This is a genomic window from Enterovibrio sp. QJM3NY_24 (assembly GCF_057786035.1).
Genome location: NZ_CM173520.1, coordinates 164,588 through 182,631 on the forward strand (window position 1 = coordinate 164,588; position 18,044 = coordinate 182,631).

Here is an 18,044-nt window from a genome sequence, read left to right on the forward strand (position 1 = left end):
GATGCTTACTCCGTCAATACTTGGACTTGTTGGCCAGCAATGACGCGGTGTAATCCTTCGATTACGACGAGTTCACCGTCGTCAATTGCCCCCGAAACGTACGCATTTTTGTCGTCAGCATGAAGCACCTGCACAGAGCGGCGTGCTATCTCATGACTGCCACTCTCGTTCGGAACCGCAGCGTACACATTCCACATGCCGCGAAGTCCATCTGTAACGCCTGCGAGCGGCATCCAAAACCCTTCATCAGGAGAAAGGTAATTGTATTGTAGGTAAGCCAGTTCGCCGTTTATGGCTGACGTTTCTTCAGGCAACAGAAAGCGCAATGTGATGGTACGCGATCGCATATCAATGTCTGCGCCAGGGTTAAGTAACTTGGCAGGATATTGCTGGCTACCCACGCGAATAGTTGGATCTGTCATCTGATTGATATCGGCCAACGCTTTAACGGGGATGCCGATTTGTGCTTCTTTTTGTGAATCCGCCAACAAGGTTAATGTGGGTGCACCCATGCTGACTACATCACCATTGGACACGAATCGATGGCTAATTTTTCCGCTGTAGGGCGCGTAGATAGTCGACTTGTCTTTGCGTAACGCACTGGATGCAAGTGACGCATCAAGCTGACGAATATTGGCCAAGAGGGCGTCACGTTGGCTGGTAAGGGAATCGATTTCTGAATCCGCGCTGAAGCCTTTTTTCTTAAGTTGACGTTGGCGTTGCAGATTGTTTTTGATCAGGTCGAGTTGTGCGTCCAGTTGTTCAAGCTGCGCAGAAAGTTGCTGAGATTCTGTATCAAGTAACAGGGTATCGAGCACGATAAGTGGATCGCCTGCTTGGACCGTGTCACCCACATCGACCATGAGCGCATTCACTTTTCCGCCGAGTTCAAAACCGAGATTGGCGCTTTGCCCAGCTTGAACGGTTCCCACGAATTCTCGGTTAATGGTGTATCCGGGAGTCATTGCCACTGAAAGCGTCGTCACTGATGGAACGCTCTCTGGCGGCGTTTCTTCCTGAGCTTGTGTTTCTTTATTGCACGCCGTCAGTAGCGACAGGGATGCAACAAGAACAATCGTCGACGCATATCTAGGCATGGCAAAATACTCATAATCCGTTTAGTATTTAGACTAGACTGTCTAGTCCATGTTGGTTAAAAATAAATCAATCAAACTGGACTGTCTAGTTTGATTGCTTTATTTATCTCCTGTCGTTTCATTTAAGGAACATTAATGACAACGCATCTTAATCAGCGAAAAGAGCAAAAGAGAAAGCAAATCTTAAAAGCGGCAATCGAGCTCTTTTCAAAGCAGGGCTATGGCATTTCAATGGATGCGATTGCAGAGCATGCGAAAGTCAGTAAGCAAACGGTCTACGCGCACTTTTCCAGTAAAGATCACCTGTTTGAAACCTGTATTATCGACAAGTGCATGACGTCTGGGCTGAATTGGGATCTGAAAAGCGATAAACGTCCTGCCCATGAAGTGTTATGCGAATATGGTTGGCTTTTTCAGAGCATGCTATTGGGTGAAGAGGCGAGGCATACATTCCAGAACACTATCCGTCAGTCTGATACACACCCTGAGATTGCCAAAATTTTCCTTGAGCAGGGGCCGAAACGTAATATTGCGTTGCTCAGTGATTATTTAGCCACGTTGGTGCAAAACGGTGACCTGCCTTGTTGCGAAGACACAGAAGCCGCGTCGATGCAGCTTTTGCTGATGCTGCATGACCGTTCCGTTTACTGGGGCTTTTTTGGTTTTGACGCAGGTGAAGATGAAACAACGCGTCGCACTTATATCAACAAGTGTGTGGAGGTGTTCCTCCGTGGATATGGGTATCCCTCCCATCTGCTTTGAGGATCAAACCACCAAATCGTAATGGTGATTTGAACAGGAGCAGCTAATTATCAATCGCTTTTATCCGCTTACCATCAAAGACTTGTATTCGTCGAACGCAAACTGATCGGTCATTCCACTGATGTAATCTTGCAGTAGTCGACAGCGTAGATAGAATTCCCACAGCGCTGTGCTCTCAGCCGTCATCTCTTCTTTCAATGCCAAACTGTATGCTGCAACATGTTTACCAGAAAGCTTATTAAACAACCTGCGTTCTACCGGAAAATAGCGTCCATCACCGTCGACAATTTTCTTAAAATCGTCTAATGGCAAGTCTAGCAACGGACGATATTGATCGAGCAAGCCGCCAATAATTTTATAACCCTGTAGCTCTAGTGTTTCCACTTCAGGGTCATTAAATACGTGATTGATCGCGACCTGCTTGAAGGTTTGCGTGATGGCATGAAATTGGCTGTTGTCTTCAATCAAAGCACGGTTAAATTCGCCTGTGAAAACAGTGCCAATGTGGTCGGTAAATTGCTTTGCGGCATGATTCACTAAAGGGTGAACCATCACAACGCGCAGTTTGATGAAGAACTTATGAGTTTTGCTGATTTCGTCCACTTGAGCGTCGTTGTATACCCAATCTAAAAGCTCGTCGAAGGTTTGGTTGTTTTTGATCGGGCGATTCTGTGGTTCGAGCGTTTGATAGGTGCTTTTAAGGTGTCCGGTTAACGCTTCGAGCGACAGAATGCGTTTTTCTACTGCATCTTCTAAGTCAGCCATGCAGTAAGAAATGTCATCGGCGGCTTCCATGATATAGCTAAGCGGATGACGACAGTATTTTTCCATGTCGAGTTCGCGCATCATGTCTTCTACGTAGCGCGATTCCGTCGCGTAGTAACCGACCTTCTTGGTGAGATAGCTTTTGCACGCTGGCACGTCTTGTTTTGTTTCCGTCGCGGGGCGCGTGTATTTCAACACGGCGGCGGCTTGGCTGTAAGTTAGGTTAAAACGGTGAAGGGAGTGAACCAACCTAATCGCTTGCGCATTGCCGTCGAAATGGCAAAGCTCATGGATAATGGGTTCAATCAATGCGATGGGCAGCTTCGTCATTAAGCCCGACATGGGTTTAAGCTCGGTCAAGTTTTGAGTAAACCAGCGGTTGATGGCATCTTCGCCGCAGTGCCCAAACGGTGGGTTTCCCATGTCATGCATCAAGCAGGCAATTTCCACCAAGGATTCAATGGCTCGTTCAAGGTCTGATAAACCATATTGCTGTTTTTGGCTTTCATCCAGTTGGTCGTAGATGGTATGCACGATAAAGCGGCCAACCTGCTGGACTTCCATGGAATGCGTCAGACGGCTTCGTACCGCGGAATTGCGCTCGAGTGGGAATACTTGTGTTTTTTGCTGTAATCGTCGAATGGGTGCAGAGTTAATAATGCGTCCACGATCGCTTTCAAACGCCCTTTGTAGGTTGCTCCCATAGGGGTGAGGGCGAGCGAAGCTGATTTTCTTGCTGAAATCAATCGTAGACATTTAGGCTTCCTTGGCACTAAGCAACGTTATTTCATCACCTTAGCGCTGGAAGATAATAATGTACATAGTGACGGTAACAGAGTGGAGGTTCGAGACTCTGTTGGCGACCACAATGGTTTCGTGTAGACAGACTGTCGATGACTTATGGCTAGAAAATTCGTGAAATAACCGCGATACCGGCAACAAGTCCAAAGGTAAAAATGGTTAGGCCTAACACATACTGGTGTTTTCGATTTGGTACTGACATCCTGAAATTCCCTGTGATTCAAGTCGAGCATTGTGTCACTTGAAATATGATATACGGAATAGCACAGCAATTTGGATGCCAGATTTATAGCATCAATAAATCAATGAGTTATACCCGCGAGGATTGGATGCTGATTTTTGCGTGGTAAATTCCACCAAAAATTGGCAAGTTCTGTAAATTGTCTATAAAAGCAAAACCCAAAAAAGAGAGAAGAGTGATGAGTATGATTTCTGGGATGCACCATGTGGCGCTGATTGTTAGTGACATTACGCGTTCAAAGTATTTCTACGTTGATGTGCTCGGGTTTAGGTTGGAAGCAGAAAACTATCGCGCCGAAAGAGATTCTTGGAAGGTGGATGTCGCATTGCCCGATGGTCGGCAGTTAGAACTGTTTTCGTTTCCACAAAGCCCAGAGAGACCGTCATACCCAGAAGCGCAAGGTCTTCGCCATTTGGCGTTTCAGTGCGAAGACATAGACTTTACTGTTCAACACCTTCAGCAAAATAATATTGAATGCGAACCGATCCGCATTGACCCATATACGCAAGCGCGTTTCACGTTTTTTAGCGATCCAGATGGCTTGCCATTGGAACTCTATGAGTTATCAATTCGATGAATTCCGGTCTTGTCTCGAATTTGGGGCGGAAATGTAAAGCCTCCCACTGATAATATGCCACTAGTTAATATGCAACTGATGGATTTGCGGATGAAGGAAGTACGCCGCTGGCGACGATTTAGGTGTAACCCACGTGTGAAAGGGCAGCTGCTATGGGCGCATAAGTTCTTGCCGCGCGTGAGTATAGTGATAACCGATATTTCTGAAAAAGGCATCGGGTTTGTCTCTGAATGGAAACTAGAAGAGGTCCCTGTGAGTTACGGGTAAACTCTATGCCGACCTTTTTCGTTGTCATCAAACACAAAGGGGCGATCACTCGTCAAGGGCGTAAAGTGTATCGTTATGGTATCTCGTTGCGCCGAAAGCTTCATTCCGTCCAGTTGGCACAATTTCGTGAATCGCGGAAAGCGGCGTGATGTTAGCCTTGGGTTATCTGCTTTGCTCTCACCTGACGATCTATCCATTTATTCACTTAGCGATAGACTTTTCCGCCGACTCGCACGGTTTCGGGGACGGTTTTAATTTTTGTTCCTCTTAAATACAGATTTCCACCCACGCGTAAATCGGGTGGTAGTGCGGTGATGCCTGTATTGGCGAGATAAAGATTTCCTTCAACATTGAGCTTTCGTGGTAACGCTTTAATAGGCGTATCAACCAAGCTCAAATCGCCTTTGACGTTCAAACCTCTGGGCAGCGACGTGACCTTTGTGCCAGTCAAATTCATGTATCCACCCACATCGACTTTTGGCACGCGTGTGAGTTTGGAATGTGATGCGTTCAAGTAACCCGCAACCTTCAGTTCCTTGGGCAAACGGATAATATCGCTGCCTTGGATATCGAGAAAACCTTTCACATCCAAAGGATCGGGCAGTTCTGTGATTTTGGCGTTCTTCACTCTTACATTGCCATACCCATCAATATAGCCATGAAGTTTAATGGTATCGACGAACTGTGTGCCTTTCTTGTTAAATGCCAAAGCGGTGCTTGGGCTAAGCATGATCAGAATGGTGAGAAAGACGTTTATCGCGAGTTTCAACGGCACGTATCCTAAAATGTTCTAGCGATTATTGATGGTATTCTATTCATATAGTGCTGAATAGACATAAAAACCCCTAATTGTCCCAAGAGTTGCTAAATAAAAAATTTGGATTTACTTAACGTTGTTGAACTCTGCTTCTAATGCTTGCAATAAACGTTTTCCCGCTTCGCCTGCGTTCTCAATATACTGTTTCCTAATGGGATCAGAGGCTTTCTTGAATGCGGCTTTTTCGCGTTTAGTGAGCGTGACCATGGTCATGCTGGGCTTGGATTCTTTGATGGTCTTCAGCTGTGCTTTGTTCAGCTTGGTTTGTTGCTCGAATATATAGGGCGAGAGCTCTTCTATTGTTTCGCTGAGAATGCGTTTATGCGCGGAGGACAGGGTTAAGTACCACGCTTGATTGGAGAGTACGGAGGTGGTGAATTTTTGTTGTCCGGACCAAATAAGGTATTCGGTGACTTCGTAGAACTTCATTTCTTCAATTGAAAATATTGGATTGCTTTGTCCATCGATAATGCGGGCTTGTAGTGAGCCGTACACTTGCGAATAAGGAAGAGGTAACGCTTGTGCGCCAAACAGTTTGAAGGTTTCTATCACCAATGACGAGTTCATCACTCGCATTTTAAATTGGTTAAAATCCCGTGGCTTTCGAATGAGTTTATTGGTGGACCACACCATGTCACCTTCGAGATAGATCGTCATTAATCGCAGGTCTTGGTCAATCAATGCATTGCCCAAAATCTCATAAAGCGTGGGGTTAGAGGAAAGCACTCGTTGATTGAGTTCGTCGTCGGCAGAGAAAAGGTAAGGAATCGTGAACACTTGCATTTCTGGCACTTGGGCTCCGATGATACCCATCGAAGCATGGGTCAGTTGCAAGGTACCAATGGCAGTGAGTGCTGTAAGGTCTTCTGATTCGCCGAGCATACCGTAGGAATATATATCAACAACAACCTCGCCTTGAGATTTGTCTTCGACTTTTTTCTTGAACGCTTGCGCATAGATATCCTGCACCGAGCCTTCAATTTCTTCGAGACCAAAGCGCCACACTGCTGGTGGTTCAGTCGCCGCTAATGAATGGGTGAGCATCGTCATCCAAACTAAACAAATCGCAATGCCCTGCAAAAATACCCTTATTATCTTCATTATTCTGCGTCCTTTTGCAGTCGTCTCAAGGTGATGAAATCTTTCCCTATTAAGTTGATAACGCAAAAAGCGCATTGCCATCAGTGTATTCAATGAGACTTTGCGGCAATAAAACAGTGATGATGTCTGATTTTTGCTTGAGGGAAACCGAAACGTTGCTTGCTGGTTTTGATGCAGTGTAGCAATTGTGAACAAAAAATACGCATGGCGCTTGGAGTGTAGTGGGCTAATTAACCATGATGGTTATGGGATATTTCATGACAAGAATAAAGTGAGAGTCCTCTGTATTTCACACCAATCGGATTCAGTAAACGGTCATAAACTTGCGCGGAGAAAATCGTCAACATCAAGGGAGAGATTGCAGTAAGTAGTTATTCTACTAGCAAAATCTCTGACTCAGCGATTGACGATTTTAACCAGCAAGAATGACTGAATACTTATTTTGATTGGGATTGTTATCGGATAAGGAAATTCATCATGCACAAACCAATAATTTACTCTGCAATTGCCTTGAGTATTGCTACCGCGCTTCCTGCATGGGCGGTAGATTGTACTGCTTTGCCTACGTGGGAAACCTCCGCGGTTTATAACGGCGGTAACCAAGTCGCTTTTCAAGGTGAAGCGTTTAAAGCCAAATGGTGGACATCTGGGAAGAACCCTGCGGAGAATTCCGGTCCATGGCAAGAATGGGAGCCACTCGGACAATGCGTATCAGGCGGAAATGTGCCCCCTGTTGTCTCCGTTACGTCACCTCTTAACAATACCCAGTTTACTGACGGCGATACGCTTTCTCTTTCTGCCTCCGCATCGGACAGTGATGGCTCGGTTAGCGATGTCGAATTTTTCGCCAATGGCTCAAGCCTTGGTGTCGTTAATGCTACGCCATATACCTTGAGCTGGACGGCGACAGAAGGACAATACACCATTAGCGCAGTGGTGACGGATAACGAAGGTGCGTCCAGTGAGCAGAGTGTTTCAGTCACTGTTGTTCCGCCAGATTTCGGATTCCCGCCAAGTGCACAGTTAACGAATCCAACCAGCACATCACAAATCAAAGTGGGTGATAATGTGCCGCTGCAAGTACTTGCCTCTGATGCTGACGGACCAATTGCACGTGTTGATTTCTATGTCGATAACCAGTTGGTCGGTACTGATAACACGGAACCATTTGAAGTTAGCTGGCCTGCAACAGAAGGCAGCCATACCTTTAATGCTAAAGCGACGGATCAAGATGATCTTTCTGCTTGGACGGGTGAAGTTAGCGTCAGTGTGGCGGGTGAAAGTGTTGGTGGTGGTTGTGCTGGCGTGCCGACTTATAAAGCTGGTACACGTTACGGGGCTGGTGACATCGTACAAAACGGTAACTACAAATATCAATGTGATGTGGGCGGTTGGTGCTCATCGAGTGCGGTCTGGGCATACGAACCGAAAAACGGTGAGTATTGGACCGATGCTTGGACAGAGCTGGGTATCTGTGCCATTGGCCCCACTGTCACATTTACCACGCCTTCGGACAACGCTACGTTGCTAGCTGGGGAGCCGATAGTCATTGCTGTTGATGCAACGGATGCAGATGGCAGCGTAGATGGCGTAGAGTTTTTTGCAGCGGGACAAAGTCTTGGTGTCGATGCCACTGCGCCTTACCGTGTTAATTGGTTGGCGCAAGGCATGGGTGAAATCAGCCTAAGTGCGGTTGCGACCGATAACGAAGGCAACACCGGAAATGCAGGTGTGCTGGTTAATGTGAGTGACCAACCGCTGGTGGCGAGTCTCACGTCACCGTCTGCTGGCACGACCGTCGGTCTGGGCAAAACCGTCGCACTGACGGCAGAAGCCAGTGCATTGAACGGCAGCGTATCAAAGGTTGATTTCATCGTTGATGGTTTGATTGTTGCTTCTGATTCGAATGCGCCATACAGCGCTAATTGGACTCCGGGCGCAGCTGGAAGCTTTACGGTCTCTGCACTAGCAACTGACAGTAACGGTTTAACGGCGGCAACTTCGGGTGTTACTGTGAAAGTGTTCGAACAGTCAGCGGTCAAACACAAATTGATTGGTTACTGGCACAACTTTGTGAACGGCGCAGGTTGCCCATTGAAGCTTAGTGAAATGCCTGAAGCGTGGGATATCATTGATATTGCCTTTGCAGAAAACGATCGCAACAGTGATGGTACGGTTCACTTCAACCTTTATAACGGTGATATTCGCAGCAGTTGTGCGCCGCTTGACCCACAGGTGTTCAAGCAAGAAATGGCCGCATTGCAAGCTAAGGGCAAAGTGTTTGTTCTGTCTTTGGGGGGTGCTGAAGGCACGATCACACTGAACAATGATACTGATGAAGCTGCGTTTGTTTCTAGCCTGACAGAAATCATCAAAGAATGGGGTTTCGACGGCTTAGATATCGACCTTGAAAGCGGGTCTAATTTGCTTCACGGTTCGCAAATTCAGGCGCGCTTACCTCGTGCCTTGAAGCAGATTGAAGTGAACATGGGCGGTGATATGTATCTTACCATGGCACCAGAACATCCTTATGTTCAAGGTGGTATGGTTGCATACACAGGGATCTGGGGCGCGTATATTCCACTAATTGATGAGTTGCGTGACACGCTCGATTTACTGCATGTCCAGCTTTATAACAATGGTGGCATGCCAAACCCTTACCTTGCGGGTGCAGCGCCAGAAGGCTCGGTAGACATGATGGTTGCCCAATCAAAAATGCTGATCGAAGGGTTTGAGCTCGCAAATGGCACTATGTTTGCACCGCTTAGAGACGATCAAGTTGCGATTGGTTTGCCGTCTGGGCCAAGCTCTGCCAACTCAGGTCAAGCACCGACACGTAACATTCTTGATGCGCTCGATTGTGTCACCAAGAGCACAAGTTGTGGCACTGTGGTTCCAGCATTTAACTACCCGAATTTTGGTGGTGTGATGACATGGTCAATCAACTGGGACCAGCACGATGGTTACAATTTTTCAGGCCCAGTGGGTGATAAATTGAAAGCCATGAATGCAGGGCAGTGATAATTAGCTTATCGCTTGGGTGTAGTGGTTTAATGATCCCGGACACCATTTAAGGTGGTAAAGTCACCACTAAAGAAAGAGGTGTTCCATGACAAGACAACGTCGTTCATTCTCCGCTGAATTTAAACTAGAAGCAGCCTGTTTGGTACTTGACCAAGGGTATTCAATTGCTGAGGCTAGCCGCTCATTAAACGTCGGTGAAACGGGACTCAGACGCTGGGTCACACAACTTGAACAAGAGCGCGGCGGTAGTACGCCAGTTTCCAAAGCCTTAACGCCAGAGCAGCAGAAAATCCAAGAGTTAGAGGCAAGGATCCATCGACTTGAACGAGAAAAATCTATTCTAAAAAAGGCTACTGCTCTCTTGATGTCGGACGAACTCGAACGTACGCGCTGATAGACCAATTGAGAGAGCAAGAACCGGTAGAATTGGTCTGTACTGTGTTCGATATCGCCACGTCGACTTACTATGAGCACTGCCAACGACGCCATGATATTGATGCTGAACGTTTGCATCTTCGTAGCGAGATCAACCGACTGTTTACGCTGAGCAGAAGCTCTGCGGGTAGTCGCACTCTGGTCGGCATGATGTGTGAAATCGGACATAAGATTGGACGATTCAAGGTTCGCCGATTGATGAAAGAGGCACAACTCATCAGCAAGCAACCCGGTTCACATAACTATAAGCAAGCTACGGTTGAACGGCCTGATATTCCCAATCAGCTTGATCGTCAGTTCACTGTCGACGCCCCAAATCAAGTATGGTGCGGCGATATTACCTATATATGGGCGGGTCATCGTTGGTGCTATCTTGCCGTTGTCATTGATCTGTATCGCAGACGGGTTGTCGGTTGGGCCATGTCTGACAGTCCTGATGCGGCATTGGTGACAAAAGCGTTGTCGATGGCGTATGAGCAACGAGGAAAACCAAGTGGCGTGATGTTCCATTCGGATCAAGGCTCCCAATACAGCAGTCGCCAGTTTCGACAACACCTGTGGCGGTATCGGATGACACAAAGCATGAGTCGCCGTGGCAACTGCTGGGACAACGCTCCAATGGAAAGGCTATTTAGAAGTCTAAAATCTGAATGGATACCAGCAACAGGCTATGCATCTTTTGCTGAGGCATCCAAAGATATCAGCCATTACCTGATGAGCTATTACAACTGGAAGAGACCGCATAGTTATAACGGTGGTCTTCCACCTGCGAAAGCTGAAAATCAGCCTAATTTACTGTCCGGAATGAGTTGACCACTACAGGCTTCATGACAACGTTTGATAATCTAAGCGGTATGTAATCAAGCAAGTAGGTAGTAAATACAAAATCGGCAGCCAGTCTGCCGATTTTTAATTCCTGTCTTAACTGTCGGCCTGTCTCGTAAGCATGACTTCATCTATTAGCTTTCGTTTATATACTTCGTTCAGGCTTTTTATGGCGTGGATAAATTGATGACTCATCATGTTGGCGGCAAAACCCTAAAAGGACTCTCCTTTTTGTTTTCTCAGTTACCCAAATCAGAGAAATGGCTGCATATGCTAACCATGACCTGGGTATTGTTTCAGTTAGGTACGTCCTTTGGCATGCACGTTCATGAGGATACCACAGAAGTGCAGCTCACTTGGATAGACAAATCGCATATGTATGGCGGGTTAGGGCTGTTGGTGGTGGCAACGTTATTTTTCATTATTGTTCTGAATCGCCGTTCGATGGCTGATTTATATCCTTGGGTGAGCGGGGATTTCAAGTCCCTCAAGGAAGATATTGGCTTGTTGTTTAAATGGCACTTGCCTGAGCCTCGGGCTGGCGGATTGGCCGCAACAGTAGAGGGGCTGGGGTTGCTAGCCTTGCTGTTGGCTGTATTTACCGGAACGCTGTGGTTTGGGTTTTTTACTTTTGGCAGTGCTATCGCTCCCGATTTTCTCTCTATTCATAAAACCGCTGTTGGGGCAATTGAAGCTTATATATACGGTCATGGCCTCTTTGCTCTGTTGCATTTACTGACATGGTGGCGAAGCAAATGATGTATTCCTTTTTTACCTGCAGCCAATAAGCGATATGCAAATTAGTGTCTATAATTCTGTCATATATCAAATTGTGTCAGGTAAATATGAGAGGCATCCAAGATGGAAACATGGAAAGAAAAAGAAGTTGCCGAATTTGCTGTTGCTGTGATGTCTAAACGGTCGGTAACGGGGGTAGGCGCTGAGTACGAAAAATCAGGTAGCGGTAACGACTGGCAAGGTTGTATTCGACTTGAGTTTGATGGATTTAGTGATGCTCGCATCCTGAATCTGGATCATATCTGGAAAGACATGATTGAAAATGAAAAAACGATTTTTTCTGGTGAGGTATTGGCGTGCGAAACCGTTTCGAGCAGTGGCGAATCTGTTTTGCTAAATACGCCTTATGAAGTTGAAATTAGAGTGAGCTATTAACGCTGTTTTCTTGCCTGTTTAGCAGCATGCTCAACGTTTTCTTTCTTGGGTATGCTGCAATTAACCTTCTCTTCACTGACTATTCTTCCTTATATTCCTCCTCTATCCCCTCGTGATTTGACTACTTTTTCCCCGAAATATTCAATGGTAATTGTTAAAAAATTTGACGAATAGCCCCTACAGTTATGAATAGGAATCAGTACACTGACCTAACTCTCACTTTGCATGTACGGGTGACATATTGTCGCGATGCTGCGGTAAATGACTCGCCATTAGAGCGTTGGGCTGAACTCGGCGAACTATATCCATTGTGTGCATTCTCTATTCAAATCACAGCTATATTGTCCAAGCACTGGCGGTATATCCAAACAACCTACAAACTCGCCTTTCGGGAGTCACGTTGAATCTTGCATGTTGAGGTTGTTGAGGTAGAGATCATTGTTTGAACTGGGCTAGCCCCGCTATTTTGTCTGCTAGGGAAAGAAAGATGCTCAGATTGACGTTATTGGGAACGGGCGCAGCGGGTGGCGTACCGTTGTATGGTTGTGAATGTATTGCGTGCGAAAGGGCGAGATCTCAAGCTGCGTTTGAAAGAAAACCTTGCTCAGCGATGCTTGAGTGGGGAAGGGGCGGTGCACAAGAGAGACTGCTGATTGATGCAGGCTTGATGGACCTGCATTCACGTTTTGCGGCTGGCACGTATTATGGATTTCTGTTGACGCACTTTCATGTCGATCATGTTCAGGGTTTGTTTCATCTTCGTTGGGGCAATACGTCACCTATTCCGGTTTGGTGTCCTGATGACCCGCAAGGCTGCGCAGATCTGCTCAAGCATCCAGGTTGCTTGAGTTTTAAACCCACGTTGGATAATGGGGAATCTTTTAATATAAACAGGCTCAAGATCACCCCGCTCGCGATGAAGCACTCGCGTCCCACAATGGGCTTTCTGTTTGAGTATGGGATCATGAGTTTTGCCTACCTGACTGATACGGATGGTCTTTCTGCACAAACCTTAGATTTCCTTCTAGAGCGGCAGCCAATAGACGCTATCGTGCTTGATTGCAGTTTCCCGCCTAACAGTGAAGCTGGCAATCATGGAAATTTAGACACTGCTCGCCTGATCCAAGAAAAGCTTAAGCCCAAGGAATTGATCATCACGCATATTGGTCACGATCTCGATCGGTGGTTGATGAAAAATGGCGTGCCGAGTTGGGTGGAGATTGGACGTGATGGGATGGAGATTTGAAGGCAGAGAAAAGAGCCTGAAGGAAAATATACGCGCTTGGTATTTAGGCTAAACGCGTATATCCGAACTTACTGCTGCAATCTAAATAGCAACAGAGCGGTAGAACAACCGTTCGTAGCGTTTACCATCAACCAGTCTAATCAGACGTGAAATTGTTCCAACGATCACCAAGACAAAAATGAGCCTTCCCCAGAAAATGGTGTTGAAATCCGCGCCGATCACCAGCATGAGAATGGTATCTTCTATCAAGCTATGAAGCAGTCCCAACAAGGTAATGGCAGTGAAAACATCACGAGGCGGAATATGGCCTTTTCTTGCTTCATTGACTAATAAACCACCACCATAAGACAGACCCAACGTAATGCCAATTAACGTCAGGTTAGTGGCTTCTTGGCTAATACCAAGTAATCGTAAAAACGGGCTGAGTGCTTTGGCAATTAAGCGTTCGATACCGAGCACTTTCAACAGGTTTAACATCAGAATAAGGGCAAGAATAATAACGAATACTATGCCAAGATTTTGCACTTGATTAAGCGCCCAGTCGGTGAGGGGGATGTCGCCAGAGACTGAAGTTTGCCAGATGATTTGTGCGGGATCTTGCAATGAATCTGTTGTGCTGTAAATCAGTAGTAATATCCATGCAAAGAGCAAAGCACCGCCGACGCGGCTGACAATGGCCCACCACACTGAGACGCCAGACTTTTTCGCTAAGCTCACTTCAATCGGCATGGAGTGTGCTAGCAAAATCATACAGCTTAGAATTGACGCTTGAGCCACTGTCATGGGTACGTCAAGGTTGACCAATATGACCAAAGAAGAATAGATGTTAATGAACATCGCGGTGGCCCAAACCAACCCCATTTCACTGGGAAGACCAACCAACTGCATGAGCGGCGCGATGAAATCTGAAAACCACTCAACGCCGCCCATTTCTTCGAAAATCTTTACAAAAATAATGGTCGGGATCATGACCTTGTACAGAGTGGTCGCCACGTTCACGCTGTCTTTAAATGTACGGCTTAGAAATTCCTTTATTCCGCTCATATTTTTCCTGATCTCTACAAATAGCTACAGTGCTTTTTCGGCTATCCTAACTTGTTTTTTTTGTTTGGTAATTCTAAAACTTGCGATTCATCACGATGATCGAAAAAGAACGTTACGCTGTATTGGTTCATACACTGACAATAAAATGAAAAAATCATGAATTTCAACACAACAGAACTCGGCGCGATGGATGACCGTTATCGCGCTAAATTTATAAACAGTCTTTCCGGTTTTAAGAGCGCTAATTTGATCGGGACTACAGATGCCAAGGGCAATCACAATCTTTCGATTATTAGTTCTGTTTTCCACATCGGCGCCAATCCCCCGCTAGTGGGCATGATCTGTCGGCCCCACACAGTCACTCGTGACACGTTGGAAAACATTCAAGCCTCGGGTGTGTATACCATTAACCAAGTATGTGTCGATGTATGGAAGCAGGGGCATCAGACTTCTGCACGTTATCCCGCTGACGTATCTGAATTCGAGGAATCGGGATTAACGCCAGAGTGGGTAGATGGAATTGCTGCGCCTTATGTTGCAGAAAGCCGCGTGAAATTTGCCTTAGAAGTCCGTGAAACCCAAACGCTGGCCATCAATGGAACGGTGTTGATCATTGGTGAAATCGTGCAAGTCATTGTCGACGAAGAAGCGATTTCAGAGGATGGTTATATTGACATTGAAGCGTTGGAAACGGTGGCGATATCAGGGTTAGACAGCTATCACGTCACCAACCGTCTTGCCCGACTTCGCTATGCAAAACCGGGCAAGAATGTGGAAGAGATCTAGGCTTTTAATGCTCTATAGTATATCAGTTATCGATATCTCTAGTTCAAACAGCGCCACCTTCTGGTACAACAATGGGTAAATCCATGCAGCCATAATCCAATCCTAATTGGCTCAATAAACATGTGAGTTGTCCACGATGATGAGTTTGGTGGTTGAAGAGGTGTTGGCAGTATTCGCCCACTAACTTAGTGAGGCTCTTTCCTTCAGTGTTTGTGTAAGTAAACGGTGTAGAAGTGACATCTTCAGTCAGGTGTTCAACCATCGACAGAATGATGACGTCCAGTTTTGCTCTAAGTGGCATAAATTCATCAAGGCTTGACGCGAAAGTATCGTTGATGGCACGAGAAATGGGCATGCTATCTAATGATGACTCATCCAAGCCAGCAACGTGATTGGCTGCTAGGCGCTGAAGCATGATGAGGTCGCCAAACATAATGTGATTCCAGTGATCAAGCACACTCGGGAAAAAGGCGTGGGCATCTTGATTCAACTGCTCGTCGCTGAGTTGGCGGCAAACACCTAAAAGGTTCGCATTGATGCGCTGATTGTATCGCGCCATCATTCTAAAATTCGATTGTAAGTCCATATCATGCTCCCTGCAGGCTGTTTTTGAGTCTTGTTGCACTCTTAATCTACGCTGTTTTCTTACAACGGATCGCCATTTTTATTGATTGCATGAAGTGTTAGACCATCTGGACCGTTACTCGTAGCGATCCATGGTGAGAGGCATTCTCTGTCTTCCACACAAGGGTCGGTGAGCGATTCGACAAACGCTATAAGCAGGAGGACTTCTTTATCGCTTAATGAGATACGCGGCAGTTTGGACTGGCCTTCACTGCGTAACGTTTGCAGTTGCTTCAACGCGGGGCGTGTATTTGTCAGTAACATTGAGGCCTGAATATCTTGGTCCAGTTCGCTGTAATCGAATTGAGTAATAGCCTGCTGCGGATTGGCGTGATGCAAAATAACCTGTTTAAGTGAAGAATAAGCGCCAGCATGACCCCAAGGCGAAGTTTCTGTCACATTGAGGAGTGATGGTGTCCGAAATGCATAGCGGTCATTTTCTGCGCTAGTCACATACCATCGGCCTTGATCCTTTGTGCTGTCTTCTTTACCTCGGCCAATTTGAGGCATTGCGATAACGTGGAAATCCTCATCAGTAAAATTGTCCCCTGAGTGGCAATTCACACATCCAGCACCACCTTGTTGAGGCTCATTAAAAAACAGCAGCGCACCTTTTTTTGCATTTTTTGATAGTGCGGCCATATCGCCCTGCACATATTGCTTCCAAGGAGTGTTGGTAAACACCATTGAGCGCTCATATTCGCCCAGCGCCAGTGCGATATTGCCGTAGGTGATCAAGCTTTCGGCGTCGGCATTTGGTTGGTTGAACACGTCGCGAAATTCGTTTAACCATCGATTCTCGTCTAACTCGTGTTCGAATCCCGATGCGCCCTGTAAGCGGTTGGCGAGATGATTCCGCACATCAGCATTGGTTCCATCAGATTCAAACTCAAACCCGCGCATTTCTTCTTTTGAGGTTACAGGAAAACGTGTTTGGGCAACGGTCAGGTTGATACCAGCATTTGGGTCTGCCATGCCCAAAGAAACGTCTGGCGTAGCAATCCCTCCTATGGCGCCATTTTGCCCTGGAGCAGGAAATAGGCTCTCGATTCGGCCGTCGTGAAAAATTGAACGATCCCAAAGACCCATATTGAAAACAGTAGGCGAGTTGCGAGGCACTGTTGGACCGCCGTCATAGTGATCTGAAGAGCTGCTGTGACGTCTACCTGGGCCAAGAACGTCTGGCTCTTCAGCACCTACACCAATGGGAAGAGCGAGCCCATCAGCTCCTCCTAATGTCGGATAGTGGCATGACACGCAGGCCGTATCTTTATCCCCACCAAGCGCTTTGCTAAAAAAGAGTGCTTTTCCGAGTTGTGGTAACGGTTCTGAAATATGGGGAAGCGTTCGTCCCTCCGCGGGGTCACCGGTAAGATTATGCTTGGCGATTTCTTTGCTCAATTGGTAATTGAGCCAAAAATCTTCGTTACAGCCTGACAGCGAAATCAGGATGAGAAATATCACGGATGTTTTCCAAACAAAATTAACCATTGTGTGTTTTGCCTATGAGTAGTCGCTTTTTAAAGAGATCAACATTGAGAATGCTAGCATCAGAGTAATTTGCAATTTGTCTTGATATTTAGGCAGTCTCACGCATGGGAAACATATCATTTTTGCATCGAGATCTATTTGAGATTCCAAGTATAATTGGATCAGCCGCACAGTTATCCAAGTTAACATTGAGTGTATATTTGATGGGCTTAAGGCATTGCATCTTGACCAAAAAATGGCCACAGGTGAGCTGGCACAACTCTGACCAGAAAAACTAAGATTGATAAATCGAACGTTCGTGCTATTAATGAAATAACGCAGGACAGAAGTTACTCATGAGCAAAAAGAGTCAGACCAGAGAGCAGATATTATCTATTGCATTTGAAATGGCGAGTCAGGAAGGGTTGGAAAGCCTAACCATTGGCGAGCTAGCAAAACGCGTGGGTATGTCGAAAAGTGGATTGTTTGCGCACTTTAATTCACGCAGTAACCTACAAGCAGCCGTTGTGGCTTATGCCGGAGAGCGATTCGCAGAGCGAGTGATCGCACCCTGTAGAGAAGCCTCGCATGTGTCCATAGAAGCAAAAATTCGCCACATGCTGGATAACTGGCTGACATGGAACAGTTCGTTTCAGGGGAGTTGTATGTTTCTTGATGCGTGGCGTGAAAGCCACACGGACGATGATCCTATGCAGAAAGTGCTGGAGGCGACCATCAAGAAATGGCTTCACTACCTTCACATTCAGTTTGAACGAGGCATAGAACTGGGTGAGTTTCATGACGATATGGATTGCTGGCAAACAGTGTATGAGTTGTATGGGCTATACCTGAGTAGCCATTTGTTTAGGACCTTGGGTCTGGAAAGTAACGGGGCACAAAAATTTTGGACGGGCATTGATGAATTGTTCGCTCGCACACGTAAACTCACGAATTAATTTAATTTTCATCAATGAGTAAAGCAGTCTTTA

General features: G+C 46.3%; 16 protein-coding genes. 9 read left to right on the plus strand and 7 right to left on the minus strand.

Annotated features, from left to right (window positions below; all coding sequences use genetic code 11):
* Positions 1-5 precede the first annotated feature (5 nt).
* Positions 6-1,097, minus strand: a complete 1,092-nt coding sequence (locus tag AC3CIC_RS17060) for an efflux RND transporter periplasmic adaptor subunit (RefSeq protein WP_016958548.1) — start codon at positions 1,095-1,097, stop codon at positions 6-8.
* A 135-nt stretch (positions 1,098-1,232) separates the two neighbouring features.
* On the opposite strand from AC3CIC_RS17060, the gene AC3CIC_RS17065 reads away from it, so the two are divergent.
* A complete protein-coding gene (locus AC3CIC_RS17065; protein ID WP_488516466.1) occupies positions 1,233-1,859 on the plus strand; it encodes a TetR/AcrR family transcriptional regulator in 627 nt (208 codons plus the stop codon).
* 60 nt (positions 1,860-1,919) lie between these two features.
* On the opposite strand, the gene dgt is transcribed toward AC3CIC_RS17065, so the two are convergent.
* Positions 1,920-3,380, minus strand: coding sequence for a dGTPase (gene dgt, locus AC3CIC_RS17070; RefSeq protein ID WP_488516467.1), 1,461 nt, complete (start codon positions 3,378-3,380; stop codon positions 1,920-1,922).
* A 470-nt stretch (positions 3,381-3,850) separates the two neighbouring features.
* Between dgt and gloA2 the strand changes: the two genes are divergently transcribed.
* Positions 3,851-4,243 carry an SMU1112c/YaeR family gloxylase I-like metalloprotein gene (gene gloA2 / locus AC3CIC_RS17075; protein WP_488516830.1) on the plus strand — a complete coding sequence of 131 codons (393 nt, stop codon included), beginning with the start codon at positions 3,851-3,853 and terminating at the stop codon, positions 4,241-4,243.
* Positions 4,244-4,715: 472 nt separating this feature from the next.
* Here the strand turns inward: gloA2 and AC3CIC_RS17080 are convergent, their stop codons facing one another.
* Both AC3CIC_RS17080 and dctP read right to left on the minus strand, forming a co-directional pair.
* Positions 4,716-5,279 carry a hypothetical protein gene (locus AC3CIC_RS17080; protein ID WP_488516468.1) on the minus strand — a complete coding sequence of 188 codons (564 nt, stop codon included), beginning with the start codon at positions 5,277-5,279 and terminating at the stop codon, positions 4,716-4,718.
* A gap of 114 nt (positions 5,280-5,393) precedes the next feature.
* On the minus strand, positions 5,394-6,428 hold the full coding sequence (gene dctP, locus AC3CIC_RS17085) for a TRAP transporter substrate-binding protein DctP (protein WP_488516469.1): 1,035 nt from the start codon (positions 6,426-6,428) through the stop codon (positions 5,394-5,396).
* Positions 6,429-6,905: 477 nt separating this feature from the next.
* Here dctP and AC3CIC_RS17090 point away from each other — a divergent pair, with 477 nt between their 5' ends.
* The 5 genes from AC3CIC_RS17090 (at position 6,906) to phnP (ending at position 13,131) form a co-directional block, all read left to right on the plus strand.
* On the plus strand, positions 6,906-9,449 hold the full coding sequence (locus tag AC3CIC_RS17090; protein ID WP_488516470.1) for an Ig-like domain-containing protein: 2,544 nt from the start codon (positions 6,906-6,908) through the stop codon (positions 9,447-9,449).
* 88 nt (positions 9,450-9,537) lie between these two features.
* Positions 9,538-10,700, plus strand: a protein-coding gene (locus AC3CIC_RS17095; RefSeq protein ID WP_488514316.1) for an IS3 family transposase whose coding sequence is annotated in 2 segments (ribosomal slippage) — positions 9,538-9,793 and positions 9,793-10,700 — 1,164 coding nt in all. Because the reading frame shifts where the segments join, the coding sequence is not laid out codon by codon here.
* A 198-nt stretch (positions 10,701-10,898) separates the two neighbouring features.
* Positions 10,899-11,471: a cytochrome b/b6 domain-containing protein gene (locus AC3CIC_RS17100; RefSeq protein ID WP_488516831.1), complete on the plus strand. Its 573-nt coding sequence runs from the start codon at positions 10,899-10,901 to the stop codon at positions 11,469-11,471.
* Between the two features lie 102 nt (positions 11,472-11,573).
* Entirely contained in the window at positions 11,574-11,885 is a 312-nt protein-coding gene (locus tag AC3CIC_RS17105) for a hypothetical protein (RefSeq protein ID WP_394209546.1), read from the plus strand.
* A 487-nt stretch (positions 11,886-12,372) separates the two neighbouring features.
* Complete coding sequence (phnP, locus tag AC3CIC_RS17110) at positions 12,373-13,131, plus strand: phosphonate metabolism protein PhnP (RefSeq protein ID WP_394209547.1); 759 nt, start codon at positions 12,373-12,375, stop codon at positions 13,129-13,131.
* A gap of 81 nt (positions 13,132-13,212) precedes the next feature.
* Here the strand turns inward: phnP and AC3CIC_RS17115 are convergent, their stop codons facing one another.
* Positions 13,213-14,175 carry a hypothetical protein gene (locus tag AC3CIC_RS17115; protein ID WP_488516471.1) on the minus strand — a complete coding sequence of 321 codons (963 nt, stop codon included), beginning with the start codon at positions 14,173-14,175 and terminating at the stop codon, positions 13,213-13,215.
* A 156-nt stretch (positions 14,176-14,331) separates the two neighbouring features.
* Here AC3CIC_RS17115 and AC3CIC_RS17120 point away from each other — a divergent pair, with 156 nt between their 5' ends.
* Entirely contained in the window at positions 14,332-14,961 is a 630-nt protein-coding gene (locus tag AC3CIC_RS17120) for a flavin reductase family protein (protein ID WP_488516472.1), read from the plus strand.
* A 43-nt stretch (positions 14,962-15,004) separates the two neighbouring features.
* On the opposite strand, the gene AC3CIC_RS17125 is transcribed toward AC3CIC_RS17120, so the two are convergent.
* Positions 15,005-15,547, minus strand: a complete 543-nt coding sequence (locus AC3CIC_RS17125; protein WP_488516473.1) for a DinB family protein — start codon at positions 15,545-15,547, stop codon at positions 15,005-15,007.
* Between the two features lie 59 nt (positions 15,548-15,606).
* Entirely contained in the window at positions 15,607-17,049 is a 1,443-nt protein-coding gene (locus AC3CIC_RS17130; RefSeq protein ID WP_488516474.1) for a cytochrome-c peroxidase, read from the minus strand.
* A gap of 362 nt (positions 17,050-17,411) precedes the next feature.
* Here AC3CIC_RS17130 and AC3CIC_RS17135 point away from each other — a divergent pair, with 362 nt between their 5' ends.
* Entirely contained in the window at positions 17,412-18,011 is a 600-nt protein-coding gene (locus AC3CIC_RS17135; RefSeq protein WP_017006181.1) for a TetR/AcrR family transcriptional regulator, read from the plus strand.
* Positions 18,012-18,044: the final 33 nt, after the last annotated feature.

Excerpts from the sequence above, each read along its gene's own strand:
- AC3CIC_RS17060 (WP_016958548.1), bottom strand. The coding sequence starts at position 1,097 with ATGCCTAGATATGCGTCGACGATTGTTCTTGTTGCATCCCTGTCGCTA.
- AC3CIC_RS17065 (WP_488516466.1), top strand. The coding sequence starts at position 1,233 with ATGACAACGCATCTTAATCAGCGAAAAGAGCAAAAGAGAAAGCAAATC.
- dgt (WP_488516467.1), bottom strand. The coding sequence starts at position 3,380 with ATGTCTACGATTGATTTCAGCAAGAAAATCAGCTTCGCTCGCCCTCAC.
- gloA2 (WP_488516830.1), top strand. The coding sequence starts at position 3,851 with ATGATTTCTGGGATGCACCATGTGGCGCTGATTGTTAGTGACATTACG.
- dctP (WP_488516469.1), bottom strand. The coding sequence starts at position 6,428 with ATGAAGATAATAAGGGTATTTTTGCAGGGCATTGCGATTTGTTTAGTT.
- AC3CIC_RS17090 (WP_488516470.1), top strand. The coding sequence starts at position 6,906 with ATGCACAAACCAATAATTTACTCTGCAATTGCCTTGAGTATTGCTACC.
- AC3CIC_RS17100 (WP_488516831.1), top strand. The coding sequence starts at position 10,899 with ATGACTCATCATGTTGGCGGCAAAACCCTAAAAGGACTCTCCTTTTTG.
- AC3CIC_RS17105 (WP_394209546.1), top strand. The coding sequence starts at position 11,574 with ATGGAAACATGGAAAGAAAAAGAAGTTGCCGAATTTGCTGTTGCTGTG.
- phnP (WP_394209547.1), top strand. The coding sequence starts at position 12,373 with ATGCTCAGATTGACGTTATTGGGAACGGGCGCAGCGGGTGGCGTACCG.
- AC3CIC_RS17115 (WP_488516471.1), bottom strand. The coding sequence starts at position 14,175 with ATGAGCGGAATAAAGGAATTTCTAAGCCGTACATTTAAAGACAGCGTG.
- AC3CIC_RS17120 (WP_488516472.1), top strand. The coding sequence starts at position 14,332 with ATGAATTTCAACACAACAGAACTCGGCGCGATGGATGACCGTTATCGC.
- AC3CIC_RS17125 (WP_488516473.1), bottom strand. The coding sequence starts at position 15,547 with ATGGACTTACAATCGAATTTTAGAATGATGGCGCGATACAATCAGCGC.
- AC3CIC_RS17135 (WP_017006181.1), top strand. The coding sequence starts at position 17,412 with ATGAGCAAAAAGAGTCAGACCAGAGAGCAGATATTATCTATTGCATTT.